Origin of the sequence: Synechococcus sp. CCY 9618 (genome assembly GCF_019038415.1) — a bacterium.
GTDB lineage: Bacteria > Cyanobacteriota > Cyanobacteriia > PCC-6307 > Cyanobiaceae > Cyanobium.
The window spans coordinates 18,752-30,382 of the sequence record NZ_JAFKRG010000002.1 but is presented as its reverse complement, the minus strand read 5'-3'; the positions used below and the strand labels follow the sequence as shown (position 1 = coordinate 30,382).

Here is an 11,631-nt window from a genome sequence, read left to right as displayed (position 1 = left end):
GGGGGGGGGCGACCCCCGCCCGCCGCCGGCCCCCTCTCGAGCAGCAGTTCCCCCCCCTCCAGCACCCGGCCGCTCCAGCCGGGCTCCAGCACCGTCGTGCCGGTGGGTTCCACCACGAGGCCGGGCCCCTCCAGGCGCTGCCCCGGCACCAGAGTCCTCCGGCGCCAGAGGGGCACCTGCCGCCAGACCATCACGGCGTCGGCGCCGCCGCTGCCCCCGGACGCCTCGGCCAGGCAGAGGGGCACCCACTCCGAAGGATCGGCTCCGGTCGGCCGATCCGGGCAGCCCGGCCCCTCCGGAACGGCCACCGGGCCAGCCTCCGGCAGGGCCGGGGCACTCACCTCCACCTGCAGCCGCTCCACCACCAGCGGCTCGCTGGGCACCACGAAGCCGAAGCGCTGCTGATGGCGACGCTCGAACTCGGCCCGCAGAGCGTGAAGCCTCTCCTGCCGCGGCACGGCGGGCCAGAGCAGCTCGAGCCCCTGATCGCTGCCCCGATAGCGCAGCTCCAGCCGGGCCTGGCGCCGCGGCCGCTGCTGGGGCCGCAGATCGCCGCTGGAGCGCAGCGCCCTGGTGGCTTCCGCTTCGAGCGCCTCGATCCCCTGCTCGAGCTGGGGGAGCAGGTCCCCGTCGAGGGGCGCCCGCAGGGTCCGCTCCCGCAGCAGCGAGGGCCGCGCCAGCCCGATGCCATAGGCCGACAGCACCCCGGCGAGCGGATGCAGCAGCACCCGGCGGATCCCCAGAGCGTCCGCCAGGGGGCAGGTCACCTGGCCGCCGGCACTGCCGAAGGTGACCAGCACCGCATGGCGCAGGTCGTGGCCCCTCTGGATCGAGATGCGACGGATTGCTTCCGCCATCCGCTCGATGGCGATCGCCAGCGCGCCCTGGGCCACCGCCTCCGGAGCGGCCGCCCCCAGCTGGCGGGCCAGGACCGCGAAACGCTCCACCACCCGCTCCCGATCGGCAGGCCGGTCGCCGCCGGGGCCGAACACCGCCGGCAGCCCATCGGCCGGCAGCCGTCCCAGCAACAGATTGGCATCGGTGATCGCCAGGGGGCCCCCGCGGCCGTAGCAGGCGGGGCCGGGATTGGCCCCGGCCGAACGGGGCCCCACCTGCAGACGTCCGTCCTCCACGTGCAGCACCGACCCCCCGCCGGCCGCCACGGTGTGGATCGGCAGCATGGGGGAGAGCAGGCGCAGGCCGCTGATCTCCGTCTCCTGGCTGCGTTCCCAGGCGGCCTCGCCCCGGCGGCCGTCGAAGTGGAAGACGTCGGTGGAGGTGCCCCCCATGTCGAAGCCGAGGATCGGTTCCCCGGCGAATCCGGCGGCAGCTGCCACCGCCACGGCCGCCACCATCCCCCCCGCCGGCCCGGAGAGGATCGTGTCCTTGGCCTGCACCAGGGCGGGCGAGCACAGCGCGCCACCGGAGGTCATCACCCGCAGCGGGGTGTCCTCCCCCAGCGATCCGCTGACCTGCCGGAGATAGGCACGGAGCACGGGGCCAAGGGCCGCTTCCACCACGGCGGTGTCGATGCGGGGCACCAGGCGGGGCTGACGGCTGAGCTGATGGGAAAGCTGCACCGAGGTGAAACCCTGCGACGCCAGAGCAGCCCCCAGTGCCAGCTCATGACGCGGATGGCGGCAGGCATGGATCAGGGCGACCGCGCAGCTGAGGTAGCCGTCGGCCCGGGCCTGCCGCAGGGTCTGCTCCAGTTCGCCATTCAGCTGGAGGGGCTCCAGTTCCTCTCCATCCGCCGCCAGCCGGCCGCCGATTTCGATCACCCGCAGGGGCAGGGGCTCGGGCCGCTCGATCCGCAGGGCGAAGATCTCGGGTCGGTGCTGGTCGCCGATGCGCTGCAGATCGGCGAAACCACGGTTCACCAGCAGCAGCACCGGAGCCACCTGGCGCTCCAGCAGCGCATTGGTGGCCACGGTGGTGCCGAGCCGCACCTCCGTGACCATTCCCGGGGGGATGGGCTCCGCGGCAGCCAGCTGCAGCACCGCCCGCAGGGCCGCGACCGTGGGATCGGCAGGGACTGGCGCATCAGGGGCGCGGGGCGGATCGGAGAGCAGCTTGTGCACCTGCAGCTCCCCCCGGGGTGAACACGCCACCACATCGGTGAACGTGCCGCCCCGGTCGATCCAGAACCGCCAGCCTGCGCCGGTCACGGGCGGCTGCAAAGGCGGGGACGGCAGGGGGACGCCAGGGTCGGAAGCGCAGCGGGCCATTCCAGAATGGCCGGGGCTCGGTCCGCCGCAAAGGCGCTAGCGCGACGCTCCGGGCCGGCCCCATTGCTCCAGCGGGACCGTACCTCTGCCCTGGGCATGGATGCGGCAGGTGATCGCCCTGCGGATCGTCCGTTCAGGACGGCCGCGTCAGGGTGCAAGGAGGCCCCCCCGGGTACCGCTTCACTCCTCGTGAAGATTCTGCTTCCACTGGCGCAGTTGCTCGGCGGCCACCTGCTGGCCGCCGAGGCCGAAGGCGATGGCTGCGGCGATCGCCAGGGAGCCGAACAGCAGTCCGAAGGCCAGCATCACCAGGTTGGGAGCCAGCCCGATCTGCTGCAGCGCCATGGCACCGGCGAAGGTGAGGATCGCGATCCGGGCCGCCTGGGCCACCACCGCCCCATGGCTGCCGCCGGAACTGCGGATGAGCTGATGGGCCAGCTTCGCCAGGTAGAGCCCAACGGCAAACACGGCCACGCCGGTGATGACGCGGACGAACACCACCAGCAGATCACTGACGACGGCCGTCAGGGCCGGCAGACCGAGAACATCGGTGGCGGCGAAGACGGCGAACAGGGCGACGCCGATCTGGGTGACGGTGCCCAGCACCTCGGAGGGTCGGCGGGGCCTGCCTGCAGGGTCGGACTGCGTTTCCGGGGAAGGCTCCTCCGCGGGCCCCGTCCCATCGGCCGGCGGGGCGGGGGAGAAACCGAGCGACGCCACGATGCGATCCAGTCCGAAGCCGGACGCCATGCGGCTCACCAGCTGGCCGATGAATCCACCCACGATCACGCCGGCGGCAACGATGATCAGGGCGGTGAAGAGACGGGGCAGCGCGGTGAGCACCTGCTCCAGCATCTCCGTGGCCGGCCTGGAGATGGCCGGCAGGGCGAGGGCCTCGAGGACGGCGATGGCGGTGGGGATCAGCACCACCACGAAGACGAGGGTCCCGACCAGGGAGGAGAGGGGCTGGGCTCCCTTGGCGGCATCGAGGCCGAAGCGCCTGCCGAACTGATCCACCCCCGTGGACAGCAGCAGGTTGGAGGTGATCAGGCGCAGGATCCGGGCGATCAGCCAACCGACGAAACCGATGACCCCGGCCTTGACCAGCTGCGGGAGGGCGGCCAGCAGATTGTCGAGCAGGTTCAGCAGCGGAGACAGCGGGGATCCGAGATTGAGCGTGTTGAGAACGAGAGGCAGAAAGAAGAGCAGGATGAGCCAGAAGAAGACATTCGCCAGGGTTTCACCCACCAGAACACCGGCGGGGGCATCCGGTTCATCCTTGCCGAAGAGCTTCTCATCCAGGGACAGGCTCCTGGTGGTGCGTAACAAGACACTGCGCACAACCGTGGCCACGATCCAGGCGATGCTGGCGATCACCAGCGCCCCGCCGACCTGGGGAAGGAAGGCAAAGATCTGGTTCAGAAAGTTATTGAGGGGCTCCGATACCGTTGTGAGGCTCAGCACATTCAGCGCTGCCACGACCGCCAGCAGGATGACGATCCAGAAGACCACGGTGGAGATCAGGCGATCCAGGCGGAACGCCAGACCTCCCGGCTGGGATCCAATGGCAGCCGAGAACTTCTCGTCGATCTTCGTCCGCCGCAGAATCACGCGCACGACCTTCGCCAGGACACCGGCGAGGATCCAACCGATCACCAGGGTGGCGATGGCACCCAGCAGATTGACCAGCAGCGGGAAACTGCTCTCCAACAAAGGAGCGGGCAGGAATGCCGGAAACGACCCTATCGTCGAAAGAGAAGATGACAACATATACGTCCACTGGAGACCACATCGAAAGGCCAGAATAAGACTGGACTTTCGAGCACGACTTCTACAACCTGCACCTGACTTCAGTCGATGTCAAGTCGGCCAAGAGAAGAGTCACAGCCAAGGCTCCTGCCGACACCATCGCCTGTCAGCAGGCCGCTACGGAGGGCCTGTCGACCCCGAAGCGCGCCCCTGGAAAAGAGGATCACGGCGGCGACCATCGATCCTGCGGCTGCCGCGGTGCTTCCAGGCCTCAGCGGTAGTTCTCAAACTGCAGCGGCACCTCCAGGTCTTCGGCCTTGAGCAGGGTGATCACCTGCTGGAGGTCGTCCTTGTTCTTGCCGGTGACGCGAAGGCTCTCGCCCTGGATCGCCACGGTCACCTTCTTGATCTGATCGCGCACCAGCTTGCTGAGCTTCTTGGCCAGCTCCTGGCTGAGGCCCTTGCGCAGCTTCACCACCTGCTTCACCCGGTTGCCGCCCACCGGCTCGGGGGTCTGCAGATCGAAGATCTTCAGCGACAGGTTGCGCTTGGTGGCCTTCTGGCGCAGCACATCCACCACCGCATCGAGGGTCATGTCGCTGGCGGTGGTGATCGTGAGGCTGGCCTCCTCCACGTCGATCTCGGTGGCCGAGTCCTTGAGGTCGTAGCGCTGGCCCACCTCGCGGCGCACCTGGTCGACGGCGTTCACCAGCTCCTGGCGGTCGAAGTCGGAGACGACGTCGAAGGAAAAGCTGTCAGCCATGGCGCGGTGAGAGGCAAGGCAGCGCCAGCCTAGAAAAGAGACCTTCGCCGCCCTCCCCGATGACCGCCTTCCAGTTCAGCCAGTTGCTCGGGGCCAGCATCGCCCTGCCGGTGATCCCGGCGGCGGCGGGGGCGCCCTTCGCCTGGTCGCTGGTGCTCTCCGGCGCCGTGGTGGTGTTCAGCCTGGTGCCCCTGGGGGCCGCCCGCTCCCAGGCCGATTTCACCCCCAGCGATCTGGCGGCACCACGGGCCATGTTCGAGCGGCTGCCGGCCTGGGGCAAGCGGGCCAACTGGGCCCACCAGAACAGTTTCGAGGCCTTCACCCTGCACGCCCCGGCCTGCCTGCTGTGCCTGCTGGTGGCCCCATCGGTGGTCGCCGCTTCCCCCTGGCTGGCAGTGGCCGCCTGGCTGCAGCCGGCCCTGCGACTCGGCTACATCGGGGCCTACCTGGCCAACGTGGCACCCCTGCGCAGCCTCTGCTGGGCCGGAGCGATCCTCTGCACCGCCCTGCTCTACAGCGAGGGGCTGCGGGCGGTGCTGCGCAGCTGAATCAGCTGCCCCCCTTCTCCTGCAGCCCCTTGAGGGCAGCCAGCAGGGAGGCGGGGCTCTGGGGATCCACCATCAGCACCGAACCGCCCTGGGAGGCGGCCATCTGCTGACCCATGGCCATCCAGTCCTTGGCCAGCAGCAGCCGCAGCCCCTCGGCCGCCGCCGGATGGGCCTCGATCACGGCCGCCAGCTCGGTGGCGGCCTCGGCCCGGGCCTTGGCCAGCAGCAACTGCTGCTTGGCCTGGGCATCGGCATCGAGCATCACCGCCTCCTGCTTGGCCTTGGCATCCAGCACCAGGGCCTCGGCCCGGCCCCGGGCCGCGTTCACCTGGGATTCCCGCTCACCCTCGGAGCGCAGGATCGCCGCCCGCTTCTCCCGCTCGGCGGTCATCTGCTGCTCCATGGCCTGCTGCACCCCCTTGGAGGGCTGGATGTCGCGCAGTTCCACCCGGGTCACCTTCACGCCCCAGGGGTCGGTGGCCTGGTCGAGTTCGTTGAGCAGGGTCTCGTTCACCTCCTGCCGGGTGGTGAAGGTCTGGTCGAGGTCGAGCTTGCCCATCTCCGCCCGGATCTGGGTGAGCACCAGATTCACCATGGCCGCCTGCAGGTTGTCGACGCCGTAGTAGGCGCGGGCGTGCTCCAGAAGCTGCCAATACACCACCGCATCCACCTCGATCGAGACGTTGTCGCGGGTGATGCACTGCTGGGGGGGAATGTCGAGCACCCGCTCCTTGAGGGATTCGTGGCTCACCACCCGCTCCATGCCGGGGATCACCAGGGAGAGGCCGGGGCGCAGTTCACGGTCGTACTTGCCGAGGCGCTCGACCAGCATCGAGCGGCTGCTGCTGGTGACCTTCACGCCGCTGATGCCCAGGCCGGCGAGGACCACCAGCACCGGAATGATGAGCGCTTCCATGCAGGCTTCTTCACTGCCGCAACGCTAGGCAGGATGGGGCCAACGGCATACGGCCGCGTTCCCTTCGTTGCTCTTCCCAGCACTTTTCCGATGCCCGCACCTCCGATTCTCTGGCTGGCCCTGGCGGCGGTGCTGCTGGTGCTGGTGCTGGTGGGCGCCGACAGTGACGGGCTGCTGCTGATCGGCGGCCTGGCCGCCCTGGTGCTGACGGTCGCCGCGGCCCTGGTGCCGCTCGTGCCGCCCCTGCCCCAGGTGCTGCTGTTCGCCGTGCTGGTGGGGGCGGGCTACGCCTGGCTGCGGCGCTGGTCGGCGCGGCGCCAGGCCAGAGCCATCCCCCCCGGCGCCCGGGCCGAGCTGGCCGAGGTGACCACGACCTGCGCGGCCAACGGCGAAGGGCGGGTGCGCTGGCAGGGGCAGAGCTGGGCGGCGATGAACCTGTCGGCCCAGGCCTTGCCCCCGGGCGCCCAGGTGACGGTGATGGGGCGGGAGGGGACGCGGCTGCAGGTGCTGCCGCGCCAGGCCGGCCTGGCCGAGTGAAGGGGCCCGGCTCAGTCGAAGAACATCAGGCTGACCACCTTGCCCATGTCCTCGGCGGTGCGGCAGCTGGAGAGCAGGGTTTCACTGTCGTGGAAGGCATAGCAGATCAGCTGGTCGCAGCGGTTGATGATCTCCTGATTGCACAGGCTGCTGGCCATGGGCAGGGGCAGTTCGTCGTGTTCGGGCTTCTCCACCAGGTGCAGCACCCGCTCCAGCTGGGTGCGGGATTCACCGGGCTGGCGCTCGAGGCTCTGGGGCAGCAGCACCGTGAGCCGGGCCGGATCCACCTCCAGCACGCTGCGGATCACGGCCGCGTTGACCCCCTGGGCACCGGAGGTGATCAGGTTGTGGCCCTCCTGGGCGAGGGAGCGGGCCACCAGCTCCACCAGATGGATCGACACCACCGGCACATGGCGGCTGCCGAGGAAGGCGATGCGGCGTTTGCTCCGGTCCTGGAGCATGGCCAGCTCCTGGGCGAGCGTATCGATCCGGTCGATAGCCGGAAGATCAAGGGACCGGGTCACCCGTTACCGACAACCAACCGAACGAAACTAGCAGCGGCCTCAGGCATGAACGGGCAACCGCAGCCGGCGGAACAGCCGCTCGAAGTGGCAGTTCTCCTCCACGAGGCGAATGGCATAGGTGGCCTTGACCGCCTCGTGCAGCCGCACATGGCCGATGGCCGCCTCGACCACCTCCACGGTGGTGAGGGTGTCGTGGTCGACCTTGAGCACGGGCACCTCGAGCTCCTCGGCCCGGCTGATCAGCTGGGGCAAGGGTTCACCGGCTCCTGTGAGGATCAGGCACTGGGTGGAGGCCTCCAGGGCCGCCAGCTGGATGTCGGTGCGGTCGGCGCCGGTGACCACCGCCATGTTGCGGCGCTTGCGGAAGAACTCCATCGCCGAATTGACGTTCATGGCACCGATGGAGAGGGTCTCCACCAGCAGGTCGAGGCCGTCCTGGCAGCAGAGCACGGTGGCCTCCAGGCGACGGGCCAGCTCCTCGACCGTGACGCTGCGCAGCAGGGGGCTGCGGGGCATCACCCCCAGCACGGGGATCCCCAGCCGCTCCAGGGCCGGCTCCACCGCTTCGCGCACGGCCGGCACCACCTCGGGGGGCACCGCGTTGAGCACCACCCCGGCCAGCAGATCGCCCAGCTGGCGGCGGGCTTCCAGAAGGGCATCGACGCTGCGGCTGTCGTTCCAGGCGTGCACCAGCACCACCGGCGCCTGCAGGGCCTGGGCCAGCTGCACCAGGCCCAGGCCGTAGAGCAGGCCTTCGCTGAGGCTGCCCGCCGCCTCGAGCAGCACCAGCCGGTCGGCGTCGTCGTGGATGCGCCGCTGCAGGGCCGCCAGGCCGTCGCCGGGGGTGAGGTTGCCGGCCAGCAGCCGTTCGTGGGCGGCGGCCGGCTCGAGCACATCGAGGGACGGAATCAGGTTCTCTTCGGCCAGGCCGAGGGTGGCGCCGATGAAGCGGACGTCGGGATCCAGGAAGGGATTGCCGGGGGCCGCATCGGGGAAGGTGTCGAGCGGGTCGTCCATGGAGGTGGCCAGCGGCTTGCCGAAGGCGAGCGGCACGCCCTGCCGCGTGAGCTGGCGGCCGAGACCGAGGGCCACCGCCGACTTGCCGCTGAAGGGTTCGCAGGAGCCGATCAGCAGGGGGATGGACATGGAATGACCTCGCCGGGGCCTGCAGGTTGACCGGCAATCTAGGCAGCACTTCCACCCCCAGGCCCATGCCGGACCCATCGAGCGAGGCCGCCACCGAGACCGCAACCGTGGCCGTCACCGGTGCCGGAGGGAGCCTGGGCCAGGCCCTGCTGCGCCGCTGGCACGGCCGCGGGGCGCGGCTGATCGCCCTCAGCCACGGCAGCGCGCCGCTGGATCTTCAGGACCGGCAGGGCCGACCGATTCCCGTGGAGCAGGTGCGCTGGCAGGTGGGGGAGGAGGCAGCGCTGGAGTCGCTGCTGGCGCGGGTGGACGTGCTGGTGCTCAACCACGGCATCAACGTCCACGGCGACTGCGGCGCCGATGCCACCGCCTGTTCGCTGGAGGTGAATGCCCTCAGCAGCTGGCGGCTGCTGGAGCTGTTCGCGGCGGTGGCCGAGCGGCGCCGGGGGGGGCGGCGGGCGGAGGTCTGGGTGAACACCTCGGAGGCGGAGATCCAGCCGGCCCTGAGCCCCCTCTACGAGATCAGCAAGCGGCTGCTGGGCCAGCTGCTGAGTCTGCGGGCGCCCGAACTGTCCCGAAGCCTGCGGCTGCGGCGGCTGGTGCTGGGGCCGTTCCGCTCGGCCCTCAATCCGATCGGCGTGATGGATGCCGACTGGGTGGCGGGCCAGATCCTGCGCCAGGCCGACTGGAACTGCAGCCTGATCATCGTGACCCCGAACCCGCTCACCTACCTGCTGATGCCCCTGGCCACCCTGGGACGCTGGGCCTACACGGGCCTGCTGCGGCGTCCCTGAGCGGAGGGCTAGACGTCGCGGTCGGTGAGGATGTCGCAGCCGTCGGAGGTGACGACGATCGTGTGCTCCCACTGGGCCGAGAGGCTGCCGTCCACGGTGACCACCGTCCAGCGGTCCCTGAGGGTGCGGCAGGCCTTGCTGCCGGCGTTGAGGATCGGCTCCACCGCCAGGGTCATGCCGGCCCGCAGCTGCATGTTGGGCAGATCGCGGGTGCGGTAGTTGAACACCGAGGGCTCCTCGTGGAGGTTGCGGCCCACCCCATGGCCCGTGTAGTCCTCGACGATGGCGTAGCCGTGGGCCTCGACATGGTCCTGAACGGCGCCGGCCAGCTCCAGCAGGGTGCTGCCGGCCTTCACGGTGGCCAGGCCCTTCATCAGTGATTCCTGGGCCACGCGGCTGAGGCGGCGGGCCTCCTCGGGCACCCCCTCACCCACGCAGATCGTCACGCAGCTGTCGCCGTGGAAACCCTCGAAGTAGGCCCCGGTGTCGATCTTGACCAGATCCCCGGGCCGGATCACCCGCTTGGCGCTGGGGATGCCGTGCACCACCTCGTCGTTGATGCTGGCGCAGATGCTGGCCGGAAAGCCGTGGTATCCCTTGAAGCTGGGGGTGGCGCCCATCTCCCGGATGCGGGCTTCGGCATGGCGGTCCAGGTCGCCGGTGGTCATGCCCGGGGCGGCCATGTCGATGATCTCCCGCAGCACCGTGGCCACGATGCGGCTGGCCTGGCGCATGATCCCGATCTCCCGCGCCGACTTCACCTCCACACCGCGGCGGCCCTTCTGGATGCGGGGGCCGGCCTGGGTGAGAGGGGAGCCGCCGCCCTTGACGCCGTTGGTGCTGGCCAGCAGATCGGCGAACAGGTTCATGCGGCGGGGAATCGATGCGGTTAGTTCAAGTTATCAATGGCGTCCCCCCCGCCGTCGGTTCCCGTGGCCAGCCCCGCTTCCCCCGCCCCAACCCCGTCCTGGGGGGCCCGTCTGCGCCAGGCCCACGGCTGGCTGGCCCCGGTGGTGCTCACGCCCCTGCTGCTCTCCGCCCTCACGGGTGTGGGTTACCGGCTGCTGCGCGACTGGGGCGGGCTGAGCCGGGACCAGACCCATGTGCTCATGGTGCTGCACGAGGGCGAATGGCTCAAACCCTGGGTCGGCCCGGCGGGGGAGACGCTCTACGTGCTCCTCAACGGCCTGGGGTTGCTGTGGATGCTGGTCACCGGTGGTGCCATGGCCTGGGAGCGGCTGCGGCGGAGCTGGCGGCGCCGTGGGGGGAGGGGGGTCACCTGAGGCGGTAAGGTGTTGGTTTGGCCTGGCGCTTCGAGAAAAGGGATGGCAACCGAGACTGATCCGTCCACCGAAGTGGACCAGCAGACCCCTGATGTGGAATCCGGCGATGTGGAATCCGGCCCCGGCGCGGCCTCCGGAGAAGCGGAAGCAGTGGCTGTGACAACGGAAGCAACGGCCGCCGCCACGGTGAAGGTCACCACCGGCAGGCTCAGCGCCCGGGCCCTGATCGAGGAATTCGAGGCGGCGCAGCAGAAGAGCGATCTGCCGGAGATCTACGTGGGCGACACCGTGAAGGTGGGCGTGCGAATCCGGGAAGGCAACAAGGAGCGGGTGCAGCCCTACGAGGGCGTGGTGATCGCCAAGCGCCATGGCGGCCTCAACCAGACCATCACAGTCCGTCGGATCTTCCAGGGCATCGGCGTGGAGCGGATCTTCCTTCTGCACAGCCCCCAGGTCGCTTCCGTGAAGGTGGAGCGGCGCGGTAAGGTGCGTCGGGCGAAGCTCTTTTATCTGCGTGACCGGGTGGGTAAAGCCACTCGTGTGAAGCAGCGATTCGATCGCTGAAGCCTGATTTCACAGGGGGGTCTTCCCTGTGAATTCCTCTCACGCTTTCCAGGGGCCATCGCCTTGCGCCGTTAGTTCAGTTGGTAGAACGCAGGTCTCCAAAACCTGATGTCGGGGGTTCAAGTCCTCCACGGCGCGTCCGATGGTCCCATTCGTTGTCTCGTGGTTCCGAACATGGAGTTGGATCTACAACCCGGTGATGTGGTCAAGGTGCTGGAATCCGCAGCCCTGGGCTGGGTCCGGGCCCGGGTCATCCGGGTCAAGTCCGGAGGTCGGGTGGTGGTCCAGAGCGACCAGGGGCGGGAATTCACCGCCCGGGGCAATCAGGTGCGCCTGATCGAGCCCGCCGGCTTCCGTCCCTGAGCCCCCGCCCTGAAGGTCGGGGGCATGCCGCCCGCCCATGGTCCGGGATCCGGATCCTTCCCCGTGCTCGGCACGGGGCTTTTTTGTGGGAATCCCTGCCCTGCCCCGGCGCCACCCCTTCCACGTTGACGGGGGGACCGGTGACGATGGATACTTCCGTGGTCGGCGTTCGCGCCGTCGCGATCGTCCTCGGTGCCGGATCGACCCTTCGGGGCC

At 69.6% G+C, this 11,631-nt stretch carries 13 protein-coding genes and 1 tRNA gene; 7 read left to right on the top strand and 7 right to left on the bottom strand.

Annotated features, from left to right (window positions below):
- The 3 genes from KUG41_RS00320 to KUG41_RS00310 all read right to left on the bottom strand — a co-directional run.
- A partial coding sequence (locus tag KUG41_RS00320; RefSeq protein WP_371733979.1) for a hydantoinase/oxoprolinase family protein occupies positions 1-2,168 on the bottom strand: 2,168 nt, incomplete at its 3' end.
- Positions 2,169-2,408: 240 nt separating this feature from the next.
- Positions 2,409-3,938: a mechanosensitive ion channel gene (locus KUG41_RS00315; RefSeq protein WP_216899930.1), complete on the bottom strand. Its 1,530-nt coding sequence runs from the start codon at positions 3,936-3,938 to the stop codon at positions 2,409-2,411.
- Between the two features lie 310 nt (positions 3,939-4,248).
- Entirely contained in the window at positions 4,249-4,740 is a 492-nt protein-coding gene (locus KUG41_RS00310; protein ID WP_216899928.1) for a YajQ family cyclic di-GMP-binding protein, read from the bottom strand.
- A 59-nt stretch (positions 4,741-4,799) separates the two neighbouring features.
- Between KUG41_RS00310 and KUG41_RS00305 the strand changes: the two genes are divergently transcribed.
- Positions 4,800-5,288: an MAPEG family protein gene (locus tag KUG41_RS00305; RefSeq protein ID WP_216899926.1), complete on the top strand. Its 489-nt coding sequence runs from the start codon at positions 4,800-4,802 to the stop codon at positions 5,286-5,288.
- Between the two features lies 1 nt (position 5,289).
- Here KUG41_RS00305 and KUG41_RS00300 read toward each other — a convergent pair whose 3' ends face one another.
- Positions 5,290-6,204: an SPFH domain-containing protein gene (locus tag KUG41_RS00300; protein ID WP_216899924.1), complete on the bottom strand. Its 915-nt coding sequence runs from the start codon at positions 6,202-6,204 to the stop codon at positions 5,290-5,292.
- 90 nt (positions 6,205-6,294) lie between these two features.
- Here KUG41_RS00300 and KUG41_RS00295 point away from each other — a divergent pair, with 90 nt between their 5' ends.
- Positions 6,295-6,741 (top strand): NfeD family protein, encoded by a 447-nt coding sequence (locus KUG41_RS00295; protein ID WP_216899922.1) that lies wholly within the window; start codon positions 6,295-6,297, stop codon positions 6,739-6,741.
- 11 nt (positions 6,742-6,752) lie between these two features.
- Here KUG41_RS00295 and KUG41_RS00290 read toward each other — a convergent pair whose 3' ends face one another.
- Positions 6,753-7,265 (bottom strand): DNA recombination-mediator protein A, encoded by a 513-nt coding sequence (locus KUG41_RS00290; protein WP_216899920.1) that lies wholly within the window; start codon positions 7,263-7,265, stop codon positions 6,753-6,755.
- A gap of 39 nt (positions 7,266-7,304) precedes the next feature.
- The gene (locus KUG41_RS00285; RefSeq protein ID WP_216899918.1) at positions 7,305-8,411 is read right to left on the bottom strand and encodes a phosphotransacetylase family protein; all 1,107 of its coding nucleotides are present in this window, start codon (positions 8,409-8,411) and stop codon (positions 7,305-7,307) included.
- A gap of 65 nt (positions 8,412-8,476) precedes the next feature.
- Between KUG41_RS00285 and KUG41_RS00280 the strand changes: the two genes are divergently transcribed.
- Positions 8,477-9,205: an NAD-dependent epimerase/dehydratase family protein gene (locus tag KUG41_RS00280; protein WP_216899916.1), complete on the top strand. Its 729-nt coding sequence runs from the start codon at positions 8,477-8,479 to the stop codon at positions 9,203-9,205.
- Positions 9,206-9,213: 8 nt separating this feature from the next.
- On the opposite strand, the gene map is transcribed toward KUG41_RS00280, so the two are convergent.
- Positions 9,214-10,074 (bottom strand): type I methionyl aminopeptidase, encoded by an 861-nt coding sequence (map, locus tag KUG41_RS00275; protein ID WP_216899914.1) that lies wholly within the window; start codon positions 10,072-10,074, stop codon positions 9,214-9,216.
- A 36-nt stretch (positions 10,075-10,110) separates the two neighbouring features.
- On the opposite strand from map, the gene KUG41_RS00270 reads away from it, so the two are divergent.
- The 4 genes from KUG41_RS00270 (at position 10,111) to KUG41_RS00255 (ending at position 11,415) form a co-directional block, all read left to right on the top strand.
- Positions 10,111-10,488, top strand: coding sequence for a peptidase (locus KUG41_RS00270; protein WP_254216673.1), 378 nt, complete (start codon positions 10,111-10,113; stop codon positions 10,486-10,488).
- Between the two features lie 42 nt (positions 10,489-10,530).
- A complete protein-coding gene (rplS, locus tag KUG41_RS00265; protein WP_254216672.1) occupies positions 10,531-11,052 on the top strand; it encodes a 50S ribosomal protein L19 in 522 nt (173 codons plus the stop codon).
- Between the two features lie 65 nt (positions 11,053-11,117).
- A tRNA-Trp gene (locus KUG41_RS00260) sits at positions 11,118-11,190 on the top strand.
- Between the two features lie 36 nt (positions 11,191-11,226).
- Positions 11,227-11,415 (top strand): hyperconserved protein Hcp, encoded by a 189-nt coding sequence (locus KUG41_RS00255; protein WP_006043540.1) that lies wholly within the window; start codon positions 11,227-11,229, stop codon positions 11,413-11,415.
- Positions 11,416-11,631 lie beyond the last annotated feature (216 nt).